The sequence below is a fragment of the Jeotgalibacillus soli genome (genome assembly GCF_000829435.1).
GTDB classification, from domain to species: Bacteria; Bacillota; Bacilli; order Bacillales; family Jeotgalibacillaceae; genus Jeotgalibacillus; species Jeotgalibacillus soli.
Genome location: NZ_JXRP01000009.1, coordinates 643,464 through 668,894, shown reverse-complemented (window position 1 = coordinate 668,894; position 25,431 = coordinate 643,464). Strand labels below are relative to the sequence as shown.

At 43.1% G+C, this 25,431-nt stretch carries 22 protein-coding genes; 3 read left to right on the top strand and 19 right to left on the bottom strand.

Annotated features, from left to right (window positions below):
- Positions 1 to 9: 9 nt before the first annotated feature.
- From KP78_RS06210 to KP78_RS06125, 17 genes are all read right to left on the bottom strand, one after another.
- Entirely contained in the window at positions 10 to 1,428 is a 1,419-nt protein-coding gene (locus KP78_RS06210; protein ID WP_052474642.1) for an extracellular solute-binding protein, read from the bottom strand.
- Between the two features lie 33 nt (positions 1,429 to 1,461).
- Positions 1,462 to 2,274: a carbohydrate ABC transporter permease gene (locus tag KP78_RS06205; protein ID WP_041087112.1), complete on the bottom strand. Its 813-nt coding sequence runs from the start codon at positions 2,272 to 2,274 to the stop codon at positions 1,462 to 1,464.
- 12 nt (positions 2,275 to 2,286) lie between these two features.
- Positions 2,287 to 3,228, bottom strand: coding sequence for a carbohydrate ABC transporter permease (locus tag KP78_RS06200; RefSeq protein WP_052474641.1), 942 nt, complete (start codon positions 3,226 to 3,228; stop codon positions 2,287 to 2,289).
- A gap of 132 nt (positions 3,229 to 3,360) precedes the next feature.
- On the bottom strand, positions 3,361 to 4,629 hold the full coding sequence (locus tag KP78_RS06195) for a sugar ABC transporter substrate-binding protein (RefSeq protein ID WP_041087110.1): 1,269 nt from the start codon (positions 4,627 to 4,629) through the stop codon (positions 3,361 to 3,363).
- Positions 4,630 to 4,861: 232 nt separating this feature from the next.
- Positions 4,862 to 5,692, bottom strand: a complete 831-nt coding sequence (locus tag KP78_RS06190) for a carbohydrate ABC transporter permease (RefSeq protein WP_041087108.1) — start codon at positions 5,690 to 5,692, stop codon at positions 4,862 to 4,864.
- The gene (locus tag KP78_RS06185) at positions 5,689 to 6,567 is read right to left on the bottom strand and encodes a carbohydrate ABC transporter permease (protein WP_041087106.1); all 879 of its coding nucleotides are present in this window, start codon (positions 6,565 to 6,567) and stop codon (positions 5,689 to 5,691) included. The genes KP78_RS06190 and KP78_RS06185 overlap by 4 nt, the downstream gene beginning before the upstream one ends.
- Before the next feature lie 54 nt (positions 6,568 to 6,621).
- On the bottom strand, positions 6,622 to 7,968 hold the full coding sequence (locus KP78_RS06180) for an extracellular solute-binding protein (protein ID WP_041087104.1): 1,347 nt from the start codon (positions 7,966 to 7,968) through the stop codon (positions 6,622 to 6,624).
- 252 nt (positions 7,969 to 8,220) lie between these two features.
- Entirely contained in the window at positions 8,221 to 9,102 is an 882-nt protein-coding gene (locus tag KP78_RS06175) for a Gfo/Idh/MocA family protein (RefSeq protein WP_041087102.1), read from the bottom strand.
- Positions 9,102 to 10,418 carry a GGDEF domain-containing protein gene (locus KP78_RS06170; RefSeq protein ID WP_041087100.1) on the bottom strand — a complete coding sequence of 439 codons (1,317 nt, stop codon included), beginning with the start codon at positions 10,416 to 10,418 and terminating at the stop codon, positions 9,102 to 9,104. Before KP78_RS06170 ends, KP78_RS06175 begins: the two co-directional genes overlap by 1 nt.
- Positions 10,419 to 10,479: 61 nt before the next feature.
- Complete coding sequence (locus KP78_RS06165) at positions 10,480 to 11,532, bottom strand: dihydrodipicolinate synthase family protein (RefSeq protein ID WP_041087098.1); 1,053 nt, start codon at positions 11,530 to 11,532, stop codon at positions 10,480 to 10,482.
- Positions 11,532 to 12,548, bottom strand: coding sequence for an NAD-dependent epimerase/dehydratase family protein (locus KP78_RS06160; protein ID WP_041087096.1), 1,017 nt, complete (start codon positions 12,546 to 12,548; stop codon positions 11,532 to 11,534). The genes KP78_RS06165 and KP78_RS06160 overlap by 1 nt, the downstream gene beginning before the upstream one ends.
- A gap of 404 nt (positions 12,549 to 12,952) precedes the next feature.
- On the bottom strand, positions 12,953 to 14,485 hold the full coding sequence (locus KP78_RS06150; protein ID WP_041087092.1) for an AbgT family transporter: 1,533 nt from the start codon (positions 14,483 to 14,485) through the stop codon (positions 12,953 to 12,955).
- Between the two features lie 139 nt (positions 14,486 to 14,624).
- Positions 14,625 to 15,935: a hypothetical protein gene (locus tag KP78_RS06145; RefSeq protein WP_041087090.1), complete on the bottom strand. Its 1,311-nt coding sequence runs from the start codon at positions 15,933 to 15,935 to the stop codon at positions 14,625 to 14,627.
- Positions 15,883 to 17,175, bottom strand: coding sequence for a M20 family metallo-hydrolase (locus KP78_RS06140; RefSeq protein WP_052474640.1), 1,293 nt, complete (start codon positions 17,173 to 17,175; stop codon positions 15,883 to 15,885). Before KP78_RS06140 ends, KP78_RS06145 begins: the two co-directional genes overlap by 53 nt.
- Positions 17,168 to 18,475 (bottom strand): amidohydrolase, encoded by a 1,308-nt coding sequence (locus tag KP78_RS06135; protein ID WP_041087088.1) that lies wholly within the window; start codon positions 18,473 to 18,475, stop codon positions 17,168 to 17,170. Before KP78_RS06135 ends, KP78_RS06140 begins: the two co-directional genes overlap by 8 nt.
- On the bottom strand, positions 18,475 to 19,674 hold the full coding sequence (locus tag KP78_RS06130) for a M20 metallopeptidase family protein (RefSeq protein WP_041087086.1): 1,200 nt from the start codon (positions 19,672 to 19,674) through the stop codon (positions 18,475 to 18,477). Before KP78_RS06130 ends, KP78_RS06135 begins: the two co-directional genes overlap by 1 nt.
- Before the next feature lie 268 nt (positions 19,675 to 19,942).
- Positions 19,943 to 20,458 carry a hypothetical protein gene (locus KP78_RS06125; RefSeq protein ID WP_041087084.1) on the bottom strand — a complete coding sequence of 172 codons (516 nt, stop codon included), beginning with the start codon at positions 20,456 to 20,458 and terminating at the stop codon, positions 19,943 to 19,945.
- A 263-nt stretch (positions 20,459 to 20,721) separates the two neighbouring features.
- On the opposite strand from KP78_RS06125, the gene KP78_RS06120 reads away from it, so the two are divergent.
- Positions 20,722 to 21,663 carry a hypothetical protein gene (locus KP78_RS06120; RefSeq protein WP_041087082.1) on the top strand — a complete coding sequence of 314 codons (942 nt, stop codon included), beginning with the start codon at positions 20,722 to 20,724 and terminating at the stop codon, positions 21,661 to 21,663.
- A gap of 65 nt (positions 21,664 to 21,728) precedes the next feature.
- Here the strand turns inward: KP78_RS06120 and KP78_RS06115 are convergent, their stop codons facing one another.
- Positions 21,729 to 22,220, bottom strand: a complete 492-nt coding sequence (locus KP78_RS06115) for a sigma-70 family RNA polymerase sigma factor (protein WP_084219766.1) — start codon at positions 22,218 to 22,220, stop codon at positions 21,729 to 21,731.
- 263 nt (positions 22,221 to 22,483) lie between these two features.
- Here KP78_RS06115 and KP78_RS06110 point away from each other — a divergent pair, with 263 nt between their 5' ends.
- Together KP78_RS06110 and tagU are read left to right on the top strand one after the other, a co-directional pair.
- Positions 22,484 to 22,987 carry a competence protein ComK gene (locus KP78_RS06110; protein ID WP_041087078.1) on the top strand — a complete coding sequence of 168 codons (504 nt, stop codon included), beginning with the start codon at positions 22,484 to 22,486 and terminating at the stop codon, positions 22,985 to 22,987.
- Between the two features lie 229 nt (positions 22,988 to 23,216).
- Entirely contained in the window at positions 23,217 to 24,146 is a 930-nt protein-coding gene (gene tagU, locus KP78_RS06105) for a polyisoprenyl-teichoic acid--peptidoglycan teichoic acid transferase TagU (protein WP_041087076.1), read from the top strand.
- Positions 24,147 to 24,182: 36 nt separating this feature from the next.
- Here tagU and KP78_RS06100 read toward each other — a convergent pair whose 3' ends face one another.
- On the bottom strand, positions 24,183 to 25,325 hold the full coding sequence (locus KP78_RS06100; protein WP_041087074.1) for a CapA family protein: 1,143 nt from the start codon (positions 25,323 to 25,325) through the stop codon (positions 24,183 to 24,185).
- Positions 25,326 to 25,431: the final 106 nt, after the last annotated feature.

Sequence of the window (25,431 nt, the reverse complement as noted above, 5' to 3'; positions counted from 1 at the left end):
CCTTCTAAGTCAAGATTGGTTCATATTCATTTGTGCACCTTGCACTCTTTCTTCTAATAAACGTGCTGCTCTTTTTCCAAGCATTTCTTCACTCATCATTCCTGAAAAATAATAACGAAGCTCTTTTCTTAAAATCTCAACGTCCGCTTGGGAAAGTCCAAGGGCTGAAAAAGGACTAAACGTCGGAACTGTTTCTCGATATAAATAATATCTGGATGGCTTAACGATCTTCTCATTGCCAGTTATTTCAGCTACTGACTTTCTGGCAGGAATACTGAGCGTTTCACGTCGGATAATTTCTTGAGCCTCTTCACCAGTCATATACCGAACAAAGCACTCAGCAGCCTGCTTTCTTGAAGATTGAGCATTCACTGCTAGACCAATCGATAGAAGGAGGGTTTTAGCTTCTTCCGCATAAGGTAAAGGAGCCAGATCAAAAGGAATATCAGATTTAGCCATCTCATTCAGACTAAAATAAGACGTCATCACCATCGACAGCCGCCCTTCTAAAAATAACGCCTCTGCGTCACGGTCACTATCCGAAAGAAACGTCTGCATCAAATCCTGCTCATCAAAAAGCTTTCTTAATAAACGCGCCGCCTTGATTAATCGCTGTTCTCCGTTAACTTTTCTCATCCCCTCTTCCCTTTGAAAGCGCAAGCCTTGCTGCAAAAGGAAAATGGGCCAGCGATTGACGGAAAGCGGATGAAAATAAAATCCTGCAAGCAGATCCACATTAGCCTTTTTCAAGCCATCCGCTTGCTGCAGCAGCTTCTCCCACGTCCAGCTGCTGTCCGGGTAGCCAATGTCAGCTTTATCAAAATGCTCCCGATTATAACAAAGTACAATCGGCGAAAAGGTTAGCGGTTGAACATATGTGCTTTGCTCTGTTTGAAAAGGTGCCGTGACAAAGGAATAAATGTCTTCTTCAATTGGCAGCGGTTCAAAATACGAATGTTGAATACCTTTGAATTTATCAAAGTCATTTAAGTTAATTGTCACAGCATCGATCATATCGTTTTCGAAAAAATCACCTACGTTCTGACGGTAATGCTCATAGGAAAGAGCAATGGTTTGCACCTTGATCGAAGGATAGGCTTCTTCAAATTTTTTCACCAATGTATGAAAACGAATTTCACGTCCAAGGGTAGGATAGTAACCAACACGCAAAATCGTCTGATCAAACGGACGATTCGACACAACGATGTTTCCTACTCTTGATTTCTTTACGATAAAGCCTTCTTGAACAAGAATTTCCAAGCCTTTTCGCACAGAATTTTTACTTAGCTGAAACTCCTCTACAAGTGCGAGTTCCGAGGGCAAATATTCGCCAACCTGAATCTCGCCTTTCATAATTGAATCCCGGATACTTTCCATCATGTTATCCAGTTTTTTTGTAAATTCTTCTCTTGATGTTTTTTTTACCATGGCAAATCCCTCAATTCATGCATTCTATTTCTATTATTTCATGCCTGTTAGAGCAATGCCCTTTACAAAATACCGCTGAAAGAATAAGAAGATCAGAAACGTAGGGATAAAGGATATAACGGAACCCGCCATCTCCACTCCAAAATTTCCTTCCTTAGTTAAAAGCGACGCCAGACCAACCGTTACCGGGTACATCTCCTGGCTTGTTGTAAAAATAAGCGGCGTTAAAAGATCATTCCAGTTTGCAATAAAAGCAAATGTTCCTACCGTTGCAATAACTGGCTTTGCAAGCGGCAGCATAACTTTAAAAAAGATGGTGAAATCACCTGCCCCATCCATCCGGGCGGCTTCCTCCAGATCTGCTGGAAGAGTCATCATATATTGCCGAACAAAAAATACACCGAGGATACCCCAGATTTCTGGCACGATAAGCGGATAATACGTATTAATCCACCCAAGCTCACTGAACATAATGTAACGCGGGATGATAAGAAGCTGACTCGGCAGCATAATGACGGCCATCATGAGCCAAAATATCCCTTCTCGGAACGGGAATTGCTTTTTGGCAAAAATATAGCCGAGCACAGCGGCAAAAAACATTTGGGAAAAAACCGGTATAAACGTAATCACAACAGAATTGAAAATCCACCGCAGAAACTCAGAGTTTGTTAATATATACGTGAAATTAGATAGTGTCAGGCTCTCATTTAATACCCAGCCGAATGGATTGCCGACAGGCATAATCATGCTCACAATCGAGCCGGATATCATGATGAGGAAAGGGCTTAGGAACAGAAAGCCCAGTATTAACAGCGGAATGTATACCACATTACCTTTTACGTGCATTCTCTTCCCTCCCTATTTATAGCTGACTTCTTTTCCAAAATATTTTCTCTGAATAATCGATATCGCAAAAATGATGAAAAATAGAATATAAGCAAGTACACTGGCGTAGCCTAACCGCAGATTCGTAAACCCTTCTCGGTACAAGTAATACACAAGCGTCGTTGTGGAATGATTAGGGCCCCCTTGAGTGAGAAGATAAGCCGAATCGAAAATTTGAAAGGAACCGATGGTGGTAATAACCGCCACATAAAAATGTATAGGCAGCAGCAAAGGAAAAGTCACACGCCAAAACATGTGCCAGCCGTTTGCACCATCGATTTTAGCTGCTTCATAAAATTCATGCGGAATCGACTTCAGTCCAGCATAATAATAAATCATCGTACTCCCACAAACCTTAAATATACTTAGTCCAGCCAGAACAATGAGCGCTTGGCTTGAATTTGAAAGAAAAAGCTGTGGCTCCGCACCAAACACGGATAACACACGATTGATCATTCCCTCTTCCGTCCCTCTAAAGAGCCACGCCCAAATGCCTGAAATGATAACAAAGGACGTCACAACCGGCAAAAAGAACACAGCCTTGAAAAAACCTGTTCCCTTCTTTTCCGTATTAATCAACAGCGCCAAAATCAAGCCAAGCGCCATCGTTGGAACAATGTAATAAAGAGAGAAAAGCACGGTATTCCAAACCGCTTTCCAAGCGAGCTCATCAGAAAAAAATGCTTTCCAGTTATCAAGCGCAATAAACTCCGGTGTCCCGATAACCGGCCATTTCATAAATGTAATATACAAGCTAAAAGCAATGGGAAAGAGCTGAAAAATCGCAAAGTGAATTAATATTGGAACGAGAAATATGTAAATCAACGCGTACTTTTGCCAATGACGCTTTAGTCTATCTTTACGCGAAATTTCGGGAATCGCTTGCTTACCCGATTGTATTGAACGAGCTTCCATCTTATTCACCCCCGGGTGATCTATGCTGCTTTTTAGGAAAAAACCGGTCCAGCGGAAAAGATGATGTCTATTCCCTTCCACAGGATCGGTCCATTTCCGACCTGCAGGAAAAATCTTCCCTGCAGTCAGGCATTACATTCTATCTATTTCAGACTGGATGGCAGCAGCTGCAGCATCCGCCGCTTCTTGCGGTGTCTTTGTCCCTTCCATCATGGCCTGCATCTCAGCCTGCACCAACGGAATAATGTTACGTGCTACAGGATGCATAACGCCTGGTTTTGTCACATCCAAATATTCTGTCAGCTGCATCATATCTGCATTTCCTTCAAAGATTGATGCACCAGACGCACGCGGCGGAATATACTTCGTTAATGTATTAAACGCTTTTGTATGCTCTTCATTTGTCATTTCTTTTACTAATAGGGAAGCTGCTTCTTTATTGTCGGAATTTGAAGCAACAACGAACATCCCGGTTGTACCAAATGTAGCCTGCTCTTCTTCCATAAGCGGCGGTCCCACAACATAGTCAGTGAACCCGCGATCTTCCATCGAACTAAAAGTCAGCCCTGTACCAAACACAGAAAATATATTGCCTTCAAGGAACGCTTCAAAGTGGCTAAGTGTGTTAATTGAGTCTGGAGGAATCACGCCATTTTTATACCATTCATTAACGAGTTCAAAAGCTTTGACGAATTTTTCACTGTTGATCAGCACTTCACCGTCTTCAGATAAAATGTCGCCTCCTGCTTGCCAGATTAATGGATAGATCGTAGCATTCGGTGTATTTGCCCCTTCAAAGGAGCGCCCATAATAGCCTGCATCTACTGCTTTTTCAGCCAGCGCATTAAACTCTTCCCATGTTGTTGGCGGATTTTCAGGATCGCCGCCGACTTCTTCAAGAATATTTTTGTTGTAGATTTGAGTTGTTACTTCTCTTAAGATCGGAAGTCCGTAAAGATCACCTTGATACGTGACCGCTTCAAGTGTAGTGTCAGCGTAATCATCTTGGCCCCAGTCATCCCCTATATAATCTGTAATTGGTTCAAGAACGCCCGTTTCAGCGAATTGAGCCATCATATCTGGTATCAAATAAAATACATCTGGTCCCTGATTTGCCGCTAAAGCCGTCAATAGCTTCTGCTCACGGTTTGCCCAAGGAATTTCTTCAAAATTCACTTCGACACCCGGATACTGCTCGTTAAAAGATGCAGCCATATCAGCAAAAACCTTCTCCTGATCCGCCTTTAAATCTGATGCAACATAAGGATGCACCCAAACCGTCAGTTCACCGCCAAATTCCCCATCCTCAGCAGCACCTTCTCCTTCTTCATCACTGCAAGCAGCCAATGACATTACCAGCAACAGCAATAAAAGCAAAAAACCACCCTTTTTAATCAACATTCATTTCTCCCCTTTGTTTTTGTTTTTTGGTTCATATCTGGTACTTAAAATAAGATTACGAGACCCATTATAATAAGTCAATACTATTTTTATAATGTTCAGAATTTTATTTCTGCTTATCTTTTACCATAATAATTTGTATATTTGTAAAATATTAATAACTACTGGTTCATTTTATGTGAACCAGTAAAAAAGACATGGAAAACCCACGTTACACCAGCTCGGGACATTTTTATTCTTTCACAGCCCCTGCAGTTGAGCCTTCGATTAAACGACGCTGAAAAATGAGATAGAAGATTACAACTGGAATAAATGACAGCACAATTCCCGCATAAAGCGCGCCCCAGTCCGTGTGATACTGCTGCCTCATCATAATATTGGCAAGCTTTACTGGCAGCGTTTTCAATGGATCGTCACTTAATAAAATGAGCGCAAGTATATACTCGTTCCAAATACCTACAAAATTAAAGATTGCCGCGGAGATAAGACCTGGCTTTGCGAGCGGCAGCATAATCTTCCAAAACGCTTTAATCGGGCCGCAGCCATCAATTGTAGCAGCCTCTTCTAATGTGTGAGGAATCTGATTAAAAAAAGCAATCAGCATAAAAATAGTAAAAGGCAGAGAATACGCAACGTAGACTGCGATAAGCCCAAGATGAGAATTCACGAGTCCAAGATCGTTCATCAATAAGAAAAGCGGTGCCATCGCTAGAAAGGTAGGCAGCATCAGCCCGGTCAAAAATGTATTTTGAATCGCGATGCGGAAACGAAATCGCTTTCTGCTTAACGCATAGGCTGCCATAGCTGAAATTATTACAATGAAAAAAACCGTAATAACTGTGACAAAAATACTGTTTAAAAACCCGATCCCTAAGCCTCCATCAGTCCAAGCCCTGACATAGTTATCAAGGGCGGGAACGGTTGGCAAAGAAAACGGCTCAAGCAGGATCGCCGCTGATGGTTTAAGAGAATTGATAAACACCCAAAGCACCGGCAATAAAATGAGCAGACTGCAAAGGATTAACAGCAGATGAGAGCCTAGATTTCGAGTTGCTCTGTTCAAACCTTTTCCCCCCTTGTCAATCTAAGTGTGAGCATTGATGCGATAAAAATTAAAATCAGGAAAATCACGCCCAATGCCGAAGCATAGCCAAAATTAAAATTTTGAAAGGCTTGTTCATAAATATAGAGCGAAATCGGTTCAGTCGATCGATTCGGACCGCCCGAGGTTAAAAGCTGCGGCATTTCAAATATCTTCAATGTATTAATCAGCGTAAAAACAATGACAACCTGAAGAACATCCTTTAATAAAGGGAGAATAATATAAAAGCTTTTTTGCCATTTTCCCGCCCCGTCGATTTCGGCTGCTTCCGTCAGTTCCTCCGGAATATTAAGAATCGCTGCCAAAATAAGCACTGTATAGAACCCTACCATGCTCCAGACATTAACAAAAACAACGCTGCCAAATGCTGTCTCAGTCCGCCCCAGCCATTCAGTCGTATACTGCTCCAAGCCAATCGCATTTAATAAGCCATTTAGCATGCCGCTCACTGGATTAAAAATAGTAGCCCACAGCATAGCAATGGCGACACCCGGTAAAATATACGGAAAAAAGACTGTCGCCCGATAGGTATTCAACCAGCGGGATTTTAATAGATTTGCTATCGTTAATGCAAGGCCGATCGAAATGATTAAAACAAGCGGAACCTGAAAAAGAATATACTTACCTGTAATCTTCATTGCGTTTATAAAAATAGCATCTGACATCATTCGCTCATAATTTCCAAAGCCAATCCATGTTTTTTCCCCGAGACCACGCCATTGATACATACTCATCCACAAAGCTTGAATAGATGGATAGAGTACAAAAAGCCCGTACAGGAATAATGCTGGACTAAGAAAAAACACAAGGGCAAGCCTGTCCCCTTTTCTTTTCATATTAGCCTCTCCTTTTAAAACCGGGGATGACAGGATTGTCATCCCCGGCCTTGTCTACCAAGAAAACTCCATTTTTTGAATACTGCTGTCATCACGAACCTGTGCAGCAAACTCCTCTGCCCTTTGAGTAAATTCTTCCGGTGTTATTTCATTCAGCATCAAGCTTTGGTAAATATTAATCATATTATTTGTCATTTCCGGATACGAGTCATTAATGGCTGTTGGTGCATAGCTGCCTTCCGCTTCCTGCATGACAGTAAGTGCGCTCTTCAGTGCATCGGAGGAAATCGCATCCTCTGTATTTTTCACGACACTCGCCAGCCCTCTTGATTCGACCATTTTCTTTACTTCTTCACTGCTGGAAAGGAATTTTAAAAATTGAACGGTCTCTTCTTTATTTTCACTGTCCTCTGTCACATACCAAGCACCGCCCCAGCCTGTTGAAACAGGCGCTAAAAATTCCGCATCACTGCCTTCCCAAATCGGCTGATTCATGGCACGAAGCTTAAAGTCTTCTGGAATGATGTCGCTCATTTCCCCTTCAAGCCATGTCCCAGCAGTAGCAAACAACGCTTGGTTTTGGAAAAACAACGTTTGTGCCTCTGTATGTGATAAGCCGAAGGTCCCTTCTAGGAACAATCCTTCTTCCACCATTTTTTGTGATTCACGTGCAGCCTCTGCAAAGGCTTCAGATGTCCATGCACCCTCCTTCAGGTTAAACGCATCTAAAACAGCCTGCTTGCCTCCTATACGCTCAACCAGCGGGATAAAAATCCCGTTAAAATAATATCCTGGGTGCATACCAGGCACGGCAAATAAAGGAATTTCTTTTTCAGCTGCCTGATCTTTTAACACATATAAGTCCTGCCACGTTTCTGGCGTTTCCCATCCGTTTTCTTCAAACAGTGCTTCGTTATACCACCAAACATAGCCTGAGGAGAAAACAGTAGGGATTCCAAGTGTTTTGCCGTCTCTTTTCAGGTTGAACTGCCCTTGTTCAAACGTATCCAGCCATTTTTCTTCTCCACTATATGAATCTTCTTCAAGGTAGTCATCCAAACCCAAAATTTTACCATCATTAATGACTCCCATAATGTCAAAGCTTGGACCAGGAACCATTAAATCAGGCACATCATTTGATAGAAAACGTGTTTGCAACTGCTGATGGATGTCCGGACTCGCTATCACCTCTACGGAAACGTTTTCATTTTGTTCCATATACGCATCTGCAGAAGATTTTACCCATTCTGACCCAAAACCTCCTTCAAACATCATCACCTCAATCGTTACCTGATCATCTTTATTTTCCGTACCCGTCTCACCGCTGCTATCAGATGCCCACGGTGCATTACAGCCTGCTAGTAAAAGAATTGAAGCAAACAGCATTCCAACTTTTTTCATCCTTATCCCCCGTTTCTGTTGTTTTGTACCAAATTAATAAGTAAATAAACCTTTTATAATAGGCTTTGTTAAACGTGTCTGTTGATTTCCACTCCAGGCGCTCGCTTTCCGCGAGGCAGGCGGTGAGCCTGCAGGAGTCTCGCGTATCCGTTCCAATCAATGCTGTGCAAAAAATCAACGATAGACATTTAACATAGCTTATATAATAAAAATTATTCCAGGAAAAATGTGATGATCAATCTGATCGTTCTCCTAGAAACTTTTTTCACTTCTTTTCGTATTCACCTCTTCTATTAACCGAATAAGCTGAAGTGTTTCCTCGATATTGATAGGAGAATGGCTAGTTTGAAAGAAACGGATGATTTCTTCAAGCAAACTCGCATAATAAGGTTTTTCATCCTTCCATATTTCTACTCCTATCGTATCCGCTGCTGTATGTAAAACTGCGCCAAACAAATTATGGCACTCGTAGTCCCCACGGACGATCGCACTTTTTCCATCATCAAAGCGGATCGTGCATACCTCATGGTTTGGAAAATGCTCGTTGTGTACTTCTTTAAAGCTTGTCCCAAGAGCCGCAATGACGAGTTCAAGCATATGAATTCCGTACCAGAAATAACCTGGTATGTGGGGCTGCAGCGGAAGCGGACCGTATACATAAAGAGATTCCAGCTGGCCATCAGCTTTATCCATTGCCTCCCGAAAGGATTGTGCATACCGAAGTGAAGACGAACTCATAATCGGCATGTCATATTCAGCACACAAGCGCATCATTTCAAGCACGTCATTAGATGAGAGTGCAATGGGCTTGTCAATAAAAACCGGCTTCCCGTAAGGAGCGATTTTTTTTACCCATTCCAAATGTTTGCGACCATCCACAGCGGTTAAAAGGATGGCATCAATGTCTGCACAGAAAGCACTAAGATCCTCCATAAGCTCGACTTGATACTTTTCCTTCACAATTTGAGAAAAAATAGCCACCCGATTTCTGCTAATCTCCAAATCCGAAGAGTAAAAGGGAATCGCTTTGGTCACACGGGCTCCAGAAATATGATGAGGGTCGTGTTGATCATTAAGCAGTCTTGTGAAAATCTCACAGTGAGACGTATCTAACCCAATCATCCCGATGTTCATCACACAAGCTCCTTTCCAAAATCCAGCATAAATACCTGTCTTGGCCGCCCTCTTGCTGATAATTTTTCTGTACCGATAATTTTAATGATTTCTGCATCGACCCAGCTTAAAATGATGCGATGCGAGCTGCGGATCGTAATACCTAATATTTGCGCCAGCTCATGGGCCGTAAATTGATTGACCTTTTTTCTTTTGATCAAGGCAATAATTTTTTCAAAATGGGCTGCATTCATGCCCGCTTTTTCGGCTTGTTTTATTAGATGCTGGTCTGTTACGGTAAGCGGATATGTAACAGGCGCTGCCACCTCGACCGGACCAAACACACTGCGGTCTTCTCTTACAATAAAGCAGGACGAACCTCCATATTCCTGTGCTTGAAATAACGCGATACGCGAGTGGGTGCCTGCTTCAATGGCACTTCTGCCAAAGCCTACACCGATTGAGATCCGCATATTAAGGACGCGCTTTACCTCATCCAAAATCGGCATCCATTTATAGCCCTCCGTTACACGCTCGAACGTCCCTCGATTGGTGATAAATAAATATTCATCTCCACTGATGGATGTTAAAAAGCCGTCCATCTGCTCCACATAATCCAGCAGCAGCCGATACAGCTGAGCATTCCGCTTCTGTACCTGATGGGCTGAAGCCAGCTGCTTTACGAGCTTCGAATAGCTATCAATTTGAATCGTGCCAAATACTACTTGGGATTCGCGTTCTCTTCGTTGATCCGTTGCCAGTAAAAGCCGTTCCAAAATCACTATAATGTCTTCTTCAGCAGGCTTTAACCATTCATTTGGTATCCCTTTTTCCGTCAAAAGCTCCGCTATTATTTTCATACTCGTTATAATGACCGTATCCCCGGCTGAATGCTGCGCCTCATGAAAGGACAGAATGTCATCCACATTGTCCAATGTCACAGGTCCCTCAAAGACAGTAAATGAAAAGGATTCATCCAATGACTTTCTTGCTTTTTCCACATAGGCAGGGGCAATTCCATCCAAGCTGATCCGTTCAAAGCTTTGCTTCCTGCGTAATCGGTAAAGTGCTTGATATAGACCAGCTCCCTTCAAGGGGATGTAGAAAGCCGGAAGCTCGTTAGGAATTTGCGATTTTGCTACTAGATAAGGAAGGCGTCCAGAGTATAAATAGGCATCTACTTCTCTATCTAATTCATTTGTAAAAACGGCCGCATCAAGCAGCTGGTCGGAAAAACGAAAAACCGGCTCTATAGAAGGAAACATTGTCAAACAATTTTCCATCTGTTCACGTACCCATAACGGGCCTATTACACCTAATCGAATCCTGTTTTCCATACAGGCCCTCCCAATCTTCTGTAGAAAAGGACCCTCTTGCTTGTCATAAATGTCCTTCTCTTTATCTCGATTGTACCAAAAATTCCCGTACAAACTGATCATCATGTAAGTCAGGGTATATGGCATAAATGCGATCGATTTCTTCCGCTTGACCTTGAGAGAGCACTTCATGGTCCGACAAGCACCAATTTCCTTTGATCAAGCCTTGTCGAGCCAGCACTTCATTAATTCCAGCAATACAGCCTTTATATTGATTAGCCGCATCAAAGAATGCCGCATTTGAATCCGTTACCTGCTGTGCAACGGTCAACCAGTTCGAATCCAATGCCTGCAGCTTTCTTACCTCTTTTATTTCATTGAAGAGCTCAACAGCCTTCTGCGTCCAAACAGCCCAATGTCCAAGCAAGCCCCCAACAATTGGTTTGGAAATTATTTTTCCTTCCATTAAAAAGGAGTAGGTTGTCAATAAATCGATGACGATATTATCATCGTTGCCCGTATAAAGCGCAATTTCATCCGCTCTGGACGATTCACAGACGGCGCGCACCACGTCCAGCGTCTGGTATCGATTAAATGGCGCCATTTTTATCGCAAGGACATTGGGAATTTCAGCAAACTGCTTCCAAAAATTAAAGCTAAACACACGGCCGCCAACAGAAGGCTGGAGATAAAATCCGAAAACAGGCAGCACCTTTGCAACCTCGCGGGTACGTTCAAGCAACTCTTCCTCTGTATAAGCAGTGAGACCTCCATTGCTGAGCAAAGCAAGATCGTAGCCAAAAGATTTTGCCAATTCCGTTTCATGTAACGCCAGTTCTGTCGGACCGCATACACCGGCGATTTTTAAAAAGGGCCTTGTAAGCTTGGCTTTTTCAATTTCCTCCGCGGCCATTCGAAGAACCGGTTCCAGCAAGCCATGCTTTGGATCACGTATTTCAAATTGTGTTGTATGCACGCCAACAGCAATACCGCCAGCCCCTGCTTCGATATAATAGCGGGTTAATCTACGCTGCGCTTCTTCATCCAGCTCCTTCTTCTCGTCTAAGGCAAGCGGATGTGCTGGAATCACTGTCCCCTCATGTAAAAACGCATGCAACTCAGAAGAGAGCGCCATTAAAATGTCCCCCTTCGCTGCTGAAAATGAGTAGGCTTATTAATGGTTGTTCCTCCATCCATAACCCACTCTGCCGTCCAGTCGATCATTTCTTGAATCGACACACGTGGATAACCAAAAAGCTGATGAGCTTTACTGGCATTATTAAGCAATGCTGTCGGCTGTTCAGTGCCTGTAAGCAGCGGCCTCTTCTCAAAGCGTTTACCAAACTCCTGCGCCAACCATCGTACAGGAATGGTTTCAGGGCCTGTGACATTTAACCTAGCAGGCGGTAATGCGGCAATGAGTAAAGAACGAATCGCATATTCATTCGCATCCCCTTGCCAAATCACATTGACATGTCCCATGGACAAATCGATTTCCCTTTCTTCATAAACAGCACGAGCGATTTCAAGCAATACACCATATCGCAGATCAATGGCATAATTCAATCGGAAAATAGCAAGCGGAGTTTGGTCGCGATGTGAGAAATAACTAAATACACGCTCACGTCCCAAGGAAGATTGCCCATATTCACCGACGGGATTTACCTCATGGCTTTCATCACAGCCTCCTTGGATGACAGGAACAAGCGGGTATACATTTCCTGTCGAAAAGGCCACAATACGAGATCTTTTAAAATGTTCCGCCACTCTTCCCGGTAAATACGCATTCATGGCCCAAGTAAAATGTTCATTGCCCGTTGTACCGAATTTATTTCCAGCCATGTAGATAATATTTTTTTCAACCGGCAGTCTCGAAAGCTCATCATCATTCAAAAGATCAGCTGCAATCGTTTCTATCCCTGCTTCCTCCAGCTCCTGCTGCAGGGTACCCGTTGAAAAACGTGATACACCAATGACTTTTTTACTCAAACCTGCAGCATCAATCGCCCGTTTTGCCATTTTTGCAAGCGATGGGCCCATTTTCCCGCCAACACCTAAGATTAAAAGATTCCCATCTACTCTTTTCATATCATCAATTAATGCTTGAGAAGGAGCTGTCATCCTCTCTTCTAATTCTTCCACCGTTTTCATGTACTCGACCCTCCATACTGTCTCTAATAAAATACTTCTTCGTTATTCGACTTAAAATTGATTAACATGAGTAACCAGCATTTTTTTGCCATAAACGTGACACTTTGCAGTAAGGGCCTATCTGGCGTGATAGACAGCCCCATCCCCTTCCAGTCACCATAAATATTCAGAATCTTCACTTTCAATAGTAAGTGACGCCATAAATTTATGACATGTCTTTTAATCGTCTTTAATTCACGTCTCTTATTCCTCTCTTCTCTTATTAACAAAATAAAAGTGGCTGTTACAATACAGAACCCGTGAAAAAACAAAAAAGACCATGAGATGTAGATATCTCATGGTCTCTCCCTTGCTTTCGTTCGCTAAAGGGGTCAGACCCCTTTAGCGAACGAAAGTGTCCTATATTATCTATAAACGCCTACACCTGGACCAAATGGGATGCCGCCGATCGCAAAGATTAGCAGCAGGATGATCCAGCAGCCTAGAAAGGCGATGGAGTATGGCAGCATGAGAGCGATGAGTGTGCCGAGTCCCGCTTTTGGATCGTATTCTTTCATGTAGGCAAGCACTACTAGAATGTACGGATTCATGGGTGTGATGATATTCGTTGATGAGTCTGCAATTCGGTAGGCTGCTTGGACAAAAGCCGGATTGTAGCCAAGCACGGCAAACATTGGAATGAATACAGGTGCTTGTAGAGCCCATTGAGCAGATCCACTAAAGATCAACAGGTTTAATAAGGCAGTGAAGAATACAAAGCCGATAATCGCGATTAATCCGGTCATGTTAACGGATTCTAAGAAATCAGCTCCACTAACCGCTACCCATATTCCAAGGTTACTCCAGTTAAAATAAGCAATAAACTGAGAGGCAGCAAAAATTAATACAATGTAGCCTGACATATCCTTAATCGCTTCAGCCATATATTTCGGTACATCACGTGTAGAGGTGATTTTTTTCACGGTGACGCCATAGGCTACACCCATTACAATAAAAAAGAATAACGTAATTGGAACAATTCCACTTAGAAACGGTGACGGAATAATTCCTCCATCTTCATTTCTGAGTGCTGATCCCGGCCAAGTCAAGCCGACTAACAGGATAATGATATAAATCGCTCCGCTAATGACAGCATTTCTAATTCCTTTTCCTTCAAGCGGAGATGGCTCCTCCAATTTTTTATTCACTTTTCCTTCATATTTACCAAGCTTTGGTTCAATAATTTTATTCGTAATGAATGCCCCTACAAATAACAGCATAAAGGACGAGACAATCATAAAATACCAGTTATCTACCGGTGTAACGATAATCCCAAAATCACGTGCTGCTTCTGTAGAAATACCAGAAAGAAGGGCATCCGTACCTGTAATGATAATGTTTGCCGTAAAACCAGCACCAACGCCTGCAAAACCTGCCGCTAAACCTGCTAAAGGGTGGCGTCCGACCGTATAGAAAACAAGTGCCGCCAGCGGTGGGATGATGACAAAAGCAGCGTCAGAAGCTAAGTTCCCCATAATTCCTACAAAAATAACGGCATATGTAACAAGAGCAGGAGGTGCTTTTAAAATCGTACGTTTAATCGCCGCTTCCAATAGCCCAACCTTTTCAGCTAATCCAATCCCGATCATCATTGCTAAAACAAGCCCAAGCGGTGCAAAGCCTGTAAAATTGCTTAGCAGGGAGGATAGCATATACTGGAGTCCTTCACCTGACACGAGGCTTTTTATGGCAACGTCCTCTTCCGTTTGAGGGTGTACAACGCTTACGCCAAGACTTGAAATGAACCATGATAATAAAATGACAAAAACACTTAAATAAACGAATAACATAAACGGATCCGGAAGCTTGTTTCCATACTTCTCAATCCCGCTTAGAACCTTCATGAGACCTTTTGACTTTTGTTTCTCCGAATCTTGAGTATGAGGTTTTTTAGCCATCAAATCACTCCCTTGAATTTATTAAAGGAACTTTTCCTTATTTGTTCCGTTAATAAATAATTCGCTATTCATTTAAAAATTCCTTTTTTTCCGACAAATTTTTTTAAAAAAAATATAGAACCTGCCAAATCAACAGGTTCTACTCAGATAATCGATATAGTTTTCTTGGACGTCCTCTGCCTCCGGATTGTTCTTCACCGCAAATCGTAACAAACCCAATCGATTCGAGTTCTGCCATAACACGGCGGCCATTTCGTTCTGTACTTTGAAGCCATGTCGCAATATCATGCGTGGAAATGGTGTCCTTGTCATAACGTTTCATCCATGCTCTTATACGGGAAGCAATGGCTGGACTGATTCCCGCTTCCTTGAACCTTTTCATCCATTCTTCTCCGAGAGACCGTACAGAAAATGACATTGACTGCTCACCTGGGACGTGCTCTTGTATTTCTTTATCTTCATTGACGCTGACAATCATGGAATGCTCATAGCGCCTCGCATGCTGCAGTGCCAGCCTTACATGATCCTCGGCCTCAGTAACAGTAGCACCTACTCCCAATCCCATGCGTACCTGAAGCCCCGTATCCAGTGCAATATGATTAACTGTGTCATCAAATGAGGACGTTTCTTGTGATCGTTCAAGCTCGCCTCTCGTTGAAAAAATGAAAAATAAACCGTCACCCATTTTCACAAGGGAGCCTTGTACTGCCCGCGTCATTTGCAGCAAAATTTTCTGCAAATCAAGCTCTTTTTCTTTTTGAGTAAAAGAGTGCTGAGGTTCATGTTGAATAGACATGGATGGGGCGATCGTTTCGCATCCGATTATCGCGATTTGGGCATTACGGTATTTTTCCGATTTTGCTCTGCCAATCAATAATCGAAATACCATCTGGATAGCAATATTTGTCGGGACAACCCTGTAACAGGGAATTCCTTGTGCCTGCAATTTTTGCTGTACTGCGTGGATACAAGTAAGCGCAACATCCGCTTCTTTATTTAAAAAACGCGTCCGGTGAAAGCTGACTAATTCCTCCACTTCTAAATATCCTTCATAGGGATAAGTGGAGAAGGTGATATTTTTAAAATCATGAAATTGTGTAGCTCCTTCAATTTCCTTAGGGACGATCGTATCGATACTTGCAGAACGAATGAGCTTTTCCTCCTGATATTGCGCTTCAAGAAGAGCACCAAAAAAGCTTGTGCCGTGAAGCGGCGGATATGCTGCATGCTCTTCCGTGATCAGGCCTTGAGAGTGCGCAAAATGATAAGGAGACTGCCCGGAAAAAAACCATTGATCTACTGCTTGTCCATGCGTTTCGATAATGCTTGCAATCTCCTGCACATCGTTATATGAAAAGGATTTAACTACTACATCATGAAAGCTTTCCGCAACAAACTCAATTCGTTCGATTGAGTCTATGGGTCCTATGATCCCGATTTGTATGGTCACTGACTTCACCTGCTTCTTGCCGCAAAAATGCGGACAGTATGGAAACACCCATAGCAAGGTCCTCTATGTCTGCGTGTTCCTCCGGATGATGACTGAGCCCATCACGGCAGCGAATAAATAATAAACCTGAAGGCCATTTTTTCGCCATATTCATGACATCATGGCCTGCACCGCTGTTCATAACATGGCTTTTGAAGCCTGTTTTTTCTCCCGCTTCTTTAATACGGTTCATAATAGAAGCATCTAAATGAACAGATGGATTATGTACGAGTGTTTCTATGGTTATTGTACCATCTAGCTGCTCTTGAAGTCTTTTACACTGTTGAACTATTTTTTCTGCCATCTTTTCTTTTAGCGCATCCTCCACGCTTCGAATATCAATTCCAAGCTCGACTTTGCCTGGGATCACATTCATCGAGTTTGGTGAAAGCTCCACTGTACTTACGGTTGCAACAATTGGGAGCTCAGAGCCAGCACTTAATGAGGCCGCTTCCTCTGACACAAACGTGACAAGCGGCGCAATGGCAACCAAGGCATCATTTCTCTCTCCCATTGGGGTAGTTCCTGTGTGGCCAGCCTTTCCATTAACCGTTATCTTCAATCGAATGGGACAAGCAATCCCTTGCACGACTCCAAATTCAGCATGATGACGTTCAATCTCAAGACCTTGCTCAATATGCAGCTCTACAAAGCTTTTTATTTCACTTTCGTCACGTTCGGCTGCCATGACATTTCCCCAGTCAATGCCGACTTGTTCCGCTGCTTCTTTGATTGTCACTCCATGAGCATCCTTCACACTTCCTATGCCCTTATCCAGCATTCCCGCCATTGCTTTACTGCCAATGGTCGAAATGCCAAAACGTGCTGATTCCTCTGAAATAAAGCAGACAACTTCAATGGGATGAGAAGGAATTACCTGTTCATCCTGAAGCTTTTTAACAGCAGCTAGTCCGCATAGCACACCCGCAGCTCCGTCATATCCCCCCCCATTTGTAACAGTATCCAGATGCGAGCCCACCACGACGGCTGGCAATATTGACTGCGCTGGATTCCATCGTGCAATGATATTTCCTGCTGGATCCTTCTTCACGGAAAGACCGAGATCCGATGCCGTTTTACAAAAAACAGCCATCGACCGCTGCTCATCCAAGGACAGCCCAAGCCTTGTAAATCCTTCTGCCTTCTGCATTTTATTCGTTAAATTTAAAGCAAGAAGTGTTGTTTCAAGCCAATTATTCATTTTCCTTCAGCTCCTTTGATGTTTGATAAATCAGACGTGTATAGACGTCTACTCCCACTTGTAAAACATGTTCATCTATATCAAAATCAGGTTGGTGATGTCCTGACGCAAGAGGGGTTCCAAATATCATATACGTCGCCTTGCCCCCTTTTTTTCGAACGTAATTCATCATGACACTTGCATCCTCCGAGCCTCCCAGCGGCTGCACCGGAAAAACCTCCGTAATGATCCCGCTATTTTCTGCTGCCCGCTCAAGCAGCGGGGCAAAAGACAAATCAGATGCTGCTGTCTCTCCTTCTCCAACATAATCAATCAAGACCTCCACTTCATATTGCTGTGCTGCTTCTCGAATGATGTGTTCTGCTTGCGTGACGACCCATTGATTTAGAATTGTTGTCTCTCCTCGAGTTTCAACCTCCATCACGGCTTCATCTGGAATAATATTACGCCCTCTTCCTGCTTTCATTGAGCCGACATTTAACCTTGTAGTCCCGCCTGGGTGCTTAGGAAGGGAAAGCAGCTGAACCGCAGCCGAAGCTGCAGCCAGCAATGCATTTTTCCCTTTCTCAGGCTCCACGCCTGCATGAGCAGCTACTCCTTTGAAGGTCACATCAAGCTTTGTCGTCGCTAAAATTTGATCCGATGATGCGGCAACCTGTCCAACGGCAAGCGAACGAATGCCGACATGCCCGCTTAAAAACAAATCGACTCCATCCAGCCACCCATTTGCCACCATGGCCTTTGCTCCACGACTCCCTTCTTCTGCCGGCTGAAACAATAGCGTTACCTTGCCATTCCATTTGGGTAACTCAGATGACAGCTTCTGCGCCACACCCAATCCGATTGCTGCATGTGCATCATGACCGCATGCATGCATCTCTCCAGGATGGGTAGATGCAAATCCTTCTCGGTTCGGCAGATGATTCTCATTCGTCGTTTCATCAATGGGCAGCGCATCTATATCAAAACGCAATGCGGCATGCTGACCAGTTCTGCCCGAATCAAGCGTTGCAACAACACCCGTGAATCCTCCCGCAAGCTTTTCCAAAAAAGCTTCTGGAATACCTGCATTACGCGCACGATGTTTGGATGCTTCAAGCACATTCGACCTTGGTACGCCATACCTTGCTTCTTCATTCATCACTTCTTTGCCGACCGTAACCGTCCATCCCAGCTCATCAAGCATTTTTGCTAAAAAATAGGTGGTCTGAAACTCAGTAAAGCCAACCTCTGGAATCTGGTGCAGCGTTCTTCGCCATTTTATAAGTGAATTTTTTTGATTTTCTTCTGATATCTCCATTATTTATCACCGCTTTTTCTTGCTGAAAGTTGATTCAGTGCCTGCTTTGCCAATGCAGTCATCATTTTCACACCCACAGGCAATGCTGCTTCATCGAGCTGAAAACGCGAGTCATGCAGCGGACGCCGTTCAAACGCTTCATCATTTCCTGTTCCGAGCCAAAAAAAGGCACCTGGGTACTCTTCTAGAAAACGAGAGAAATCCTCTCCGCCAAGTGACGGATTCACTTCAGGTGCTGCTTGCTCACCAAAGGTCAACATTGCGGTCTGCTTAATACATTCTGCCCATTCTGGGGTATTGATGGTCGGAGGATAGCCATCGACATAATCAACCTCAACTTCAACATCAAATGTTGCCGCTGTACCTTTAGCGACTTCCACTAAACGCTTTTTCATCTGTTCTTTTATATCCTTTTCAAATGTTCGAACCGTCCCCGTGAGCGTCACGCGATCCGCCACAACATTATAGCGATAGCCGCCTTCAATGGTCCCAATCGTCAGCACCGAGGATTGCAGCGGATCCATATTTCTGCTTATTACGGTTTGCAGATTTGCAATCAGCGATGACGCAACAATAATCGCGTCATTCGTCTGATGCGGCATACTTGCATGTCCTCCTTGCCCCTTTATTTCAATGGTAAAACGGTCAGAGGCACCCATCATTTCATTCGCTCGTACACCAATCGTTCCTACTGGCAAATCCGGCCACACATGCTGTCCAAACACCACATCTGGTTTCCAGCGGTCAAATACACCATCCTCCATCATTGGCTTCGCTCCACCAAGAGGCCCCTTTTCCTCTGATGGCTGAAATACTAGTAAAACCGTTCCAGCAAGCTGATCCCGCTGTTCAAACAGCACTCTGCCCGTCTCAATGAGCATGGCTGTATGTGCATCATGACCACAAGCATGCATAACACCATCTATTTTTGAAGCATAGAGATCATTTGTTTCCTCCTGGATCGGCAGTGCATCCATATCCGCTCGAAGCGCAACGACTCCCCCTTTATGTGTACCTTCAATCACACCGAGCACGCCTGTTTTTGCATACCCTATTGCAAACGGGATCCCAATCCTCGTGAGCTCCTCCTGCACAAGCTTACTCGTTTGCCACTCCTCTCCGCTTAATTCCGGAAACTGGTGCAGCTCTCTGCGCAGCTCAATCACCCGCTCTGTTGTGATCACTTGATCGTTCTTCATACCTATCCACTCCATTCTATTCATTTAAGGAATTTTTCCTTAAATAGTCCGTTAATAACCATTTCTCTCCGACCACATAAAATTCCTTCTTTTTGAAAAAAAAGATACGATCAATCTTTGAAAAAGCACATCTCAAAGAATCATCGTATCCTTATGCTTTCGTTCGCTAAAGGGGTCAGACCCCTTTAGCGAACGAAAGCGTCAATTCGAATAAAAATATCAACTTTTAAAAAAGCATCAACTTAAAAAACATCAGTCTCCCTGCATGCTATTCATGAAGCGGGAGCTCCTGCAGCCGGCTTGGCAGTAGGACGATGGGGATTTCCTTGGTATATTCTCCGTATATTTCTGTCATTTCTGATTGCAAAAGCCCAAAGAGCTCGTCCATCCACTCCTGAACTTCATTTTCAGCAAATACTTGATCGATAAAAAAAGAAATACTGCCGTTTGATTTTTCGTGGTCTTTTACTCGGAAAGCTTTGACTTCCTCAACAGTGTTTTCAAGCCTAATGGATTCCAGGGGTTTTCGAAAAAACTCAAGTGTAATGCCCTCCATTTCATTGCGCTCAAAAGATTCCCGTTCCCCTTCATAACGAATAGCAGCGATCTTTTTATCTAGCTCAGAGTCCTTCATTTGATTAACTATACGCTCAGGCAGCTTGAACACCGCTTCTGTTATCGCCCCGTTTTTATGAAGATCCTGCTCATCAACGATCCATTTTAAATCACGAAGCTTTTTGCAAATCTCAATAAACAAAACCTGTCCTACTGGATCTCGTTGCATCCTAAACCCTCCCATTCTATGTATTGTTATTTTGTATATGTCCTTTATTCAACTTTTGCAAACGCTAGTATATTGTTTTAGCATAATAATCGATACTTTTTTCCTCTATTAACCCACACATAATGCCCAAAGACCTATATGACTCTCAATCATCGGTTTACACGTCCAGTAAAAATGTTCTTAAAAAAGAACAAAACAATTGATTATTAAAAAAATACATACTATAATAATACTAAAGACACGTATTAAAAGGAGGAAACGTTATGAGTGAGGTGGAACTTAGCCTTAGCGTTCGCTATAAAGACTTTGAATATACAGTTAAAGGGGACCAAACCCTGCTTGATCGACATGAACCCATTGCCTTAAATCTATTGAATCAAGTCATTGACCTTGAAAAACAACAGCCTTCTAAGTTTCTACCAAAAAAGCTGCAAACCTCAATAACACCAACACGTTCACTAGCGGATGAAAAGGTTCCTGAATCAGCAGCACACAGCGTTTCCGCTTCAGATAAAAAGGAAATTCAGCTTTTTCTTGAAGGACTTCCCCTTCAATCAGAATGGCAGTACACGCTGGCCATTGCTTATTACATTACGCAGCATCATGGCCACCCTGCTTTTACAGCAAAGGCCGTACGCAAGCAATTTCGCGAATCGCGGCATAATGTACCAAACAATATCCACTTGAGCGTACATACTTGCGTCAAGAAAGGTTTTTTAATCGAATCAGGCCTTTCCGATTTGCAAAAAACATATGAAATTACCAGCACCGGTATTCAATATATTTCAGATTTAAAGATACCCAACGACAGCATAAGCTCGGAAACAGCACTTTCCTTTGACCCTTCTTCTGGACCGTCAGAGAAGCAGCTTCAATTGTTGGATATCACTATTCAGGATCTAAATTTAAACAATAATCCGAATCCGATACTGATGGAACGCATTGACGATCAAGCCCTGAGCATTCTGTATATTTACAGAAATGAACTCGACTATCCATGCCTTTCAGCACAGGATGTTTACTACATTCTGCGCGATGTTTTCTCCTATAACCATTCGTCAAAAGCAGTCCAAATCGCCTTGAGCCGCTCTCGTCCAAAAGTAGAGAAAATCAAAAAGGATGGCCAAATCCACTACCAGCTAACACAAGTCGGAATCGAGTATCTGGAACAGCGGTTGAACCAACAGCTTCCAATAAATGAATAAAGAGAAGATCGTGCAGCAGACACGATCTTCTCTTTATTTTGAAAAAATCGTCCTCGCACAGCCTCTCACCATGCAGTCTCGTTATTCGCCTTCAGCTTATCCATCGCTCCTTTTTTCCATTTCTTCACTGCTGATTGACTGACTCCTTCATACTGTGCAATTTCTGCCGTTGTCCACTGATAGTGAAAGGTAAAGAGAATCCACTTTTTTTGCTGGAGAGAGAGATGATCTGCATAGCAAGCTAAGAATTCTTCTTCAAGTGTGCGATCCGTTCCCCCGTCCATTTTCATTTCCCAAAATTCCTCGGCGACGATGACTTCTTTTTCTTTGTAGCGATTATCTTTTCTCATATAGGTCAGCATCCCGCCGCGAATCGATTGATAGGCAAATGGCGTAAAGGCGCCTTCATTTTCATCAAAGCGTTCCCATGCCTTCCATAAAGCCAGCAAGCCTTCTTGAAAATAAATGTCATGATCCTGTTGAATATGCAGCTTTTTGATCATATGGTAGATCATCGGTTTGTATTGAGCTAAAATTTCATCAAAATTATGCATCATTTTCTCCACTCAGGAGACGCGCCATCCAAATCATTCTCGAGTACCGTAACTGTACCGAGAATAACTTCGGCTGACGAATGGTCATTTCGCTTAAATCAAACGCCAAAACCGTTGTTTAGAGAAAACGGGAGGGGTTCAGCCTGTAAACGGCAGCCCCTAATATAAAAATGATGTTTTTTATGTAAATTCAACATAAATTTCAATTTATTATTTTTATAGTCCGAAAGATTTAGTATACTAATAGAAAGGAATGGAGGGGTACTATGATTTATTCAACGAATTATCATTATTCAGTCGGTACGACGACCATGGCTTTGGAGCGCGCTTTTCATATGGAGTACGAAACAATCATCCATGATACGAGGGGGACGTATTATACGAAGCAAACCGTTAATTCCTTGCTCGATGATAGCTGTATGCGGGGAGGAAGCACGGCGCAGGGAAGACTTCATGCAGCCAAGCAAGCCCTCACAATCCGCAATAAGATTCCTCTCATTATTGATCCCTATTCCTATCTAGTCGCTTTTCCTACTCATTCACCCAAGCACGAGCAAAACATCTGGTTTTTTCCATCACATATTATTGGCTATCATCCTCACCCTCATCACCCCAAAAAACTAGTTGTTACCCTAACCTACAACCGCTCCATCACCGTACATTGCTCCCAGGCGACATTCCGCAATCAACAATTGCTTACTTCCCACCTGGTATGTCAATTTTCTCTTTTTCCTAGAATGCGAGAAGGGGCAACTTCCGAATTAAAATAACGTTATAGTGAGTAAATCGTTTAATACTCACTGCTACATAAAAGTTGGACACACACAGTCTGCACAAAAACTTGTGTAAAATGTATTTACATAAAGCTTGCTACAGAAACTCCATATAAAGATTGCATTGTTCAGGATATTTCATGACCAAGCTCATGTGGATATTCCAATTTAATGTCTTTCATGCTATGTTAAATAGGACAAAATGTTGAAACGAGGGACTGCGTAGATGAGATCGTCGAATCGTAAAAAGAAAAGAAAATGGCTGAGATGGGTGTTACTTTCAGTATTGGTGATCATGATTGGAGCCGGGGCGTATGTCTTTAGTATTTTCCAATCGTTGAGCTCAGCGACGGATCGTATGCATCAGCCGATTGACCGTGAAGTCTCCGATAAAAGACCAGAGGCGGTTAAGTTTAACGAGCAGGATCCTTTTTCTGTTCTGATGCTTGGTGTGGATGAGCGTGAAGGCGATGCCGGCCGTTCCGATACAATTATTGTGATGACCGTTAACCCGGCTGAACAAACAACCAAATTATTAAGTATTCCGCGTGATACGTTAACAGAAATTGTCGGTCGAGGAACGAATGATAAAATTAACCATGCCTACGCATTTGGCGGAGTCGAAATGGCGATGGATACCGTTGAGAATTTCTTGGATATTCCAATTGATTATTATGTCCAGGTAAATATGGAAGGCTTCCAGGATATTGTTGATTCCGTTGGCGGAATCACGGTCAATAACAGCTTTGCCTTTGAATCTGGCGGCTATTCATTCTCAGAAGGCCAGATTACATTAGACGGGGAGGAAGCACTTGCCTACTCCCGTATGCGCTATGAAGATCCGAATGGCGACTTTGGACGACAGGAGCGTCAGCGTCAAGTCATTCAAGCCGTTATTCAAGAAGGTGCCGACATTTCATCTCTATGGAACTTCGGAAATATCTTTGATGCGCTGGGAAGCAATATTAAAACGAATTTAACGTTTGATCAAATGGTGGAAATTCAGGGTGAATATCGTGCTGCGGCATCGAATATTGAACAAACCTCCATTGAAACCGGATCAGGTCAACGAATTGATGGGATTTACTACTATGTTGTACCTGAAGAAGAGCTCGCTGCCATCCAAGCCTCTCTAAAGGAACAGCTGAATCTCTAGATAAAAAGACGAATGCCTCCCACGGCATTCGTCTTTTTATGGTGTCATATTTTGATTAATATGCTCGATTGTCTCTTCATACGACACCCCTTCTATTGCGCTTGCAGGAGAATCCTTCATGGGAACGATGAGGTATTCACGCTGCGATCCACGAATCACCTGTGTCGGCTCAATGGCCGGTTGGCTAAGCGAAACCTCTGATCGAGACCCTCTTGTTACTTTTTTAATATTAATCGTTGCTACTCCGCCAATATCTGTATACGGAAAGTTTTGACCAGAATAGAAATTTCCCAGGGAATAAAAAACGACAGTCTTTCCTCCATCCGAACGTTCAATCTCATCGATTGGCTGAAGCACATGAGGATGATGGCCAAAAATAATGTCGACCCCTTCTTCTGACAGCCTTTCTGCTAATTCGACCTGTGATTGATTTGGCAGCTGTTCATACTCATTCCCCCAATGCAGGTGAACGACTACCACATCTACATTGTCTCGCAGCACACGGATCTCTGAAACCATTCGCTCTGGCTCCAGCAAAGCAACCGACTCCTCAAATCCAAAGGGAATTGGAATTCCGTTTGTACTAAACGTGTATGCAAGCACACCTAGCTTGATCCCATTAATCTCTTTCACTCTATGATTCTGTCGATCTTCCACATCTCGATATACACCTACATAGGGCATCCCAATTTCATCATAAAAATCCATCGCGGCCATTGCGCTATCAATTCCTCGGTCCATTATATGATTATTTGCAGCCGTTACCATATCTACTCCAGAATATTGTAGATCAGTGACAATTTCATGCGGACTGTTAAATGCCGGATACGATGACAATCCGAGTTCAATTCCACCAGGATTCGATTCCTGGTTCGCCATCATAAAATCTGGTGACGAGAGTAAAGGCATGACGGATTCAAATGCCGGTTTAAAATTAAAGCCTGTATCGGTTGCTGCATATTGATAGACAGCATCGTGCAAGAGTACATCACCAATCGCTCCAATGGTAATCGTTGTCGTCATTTCCATTCTCTCAGAAAATGCCGACTTCACCTCTCCGCCTGTCTGTCTACTAAATGCCTCTTTATCCTCAAACAGCATTTGAGATTCCTTCAGATTGCACCCTGCTAGTCCGATCGCCATAAATAAAAAGAATAGAATGAATCTCACCTTATTCATGTAAATCTCCTCTGTTCATTTCTTAATCTTACATCTTATTTTAACTTACAGCCTGGTCTAGAGCATTAGGAGAAATCGTCGAATTTTCACCTTTAGAAGATAAATC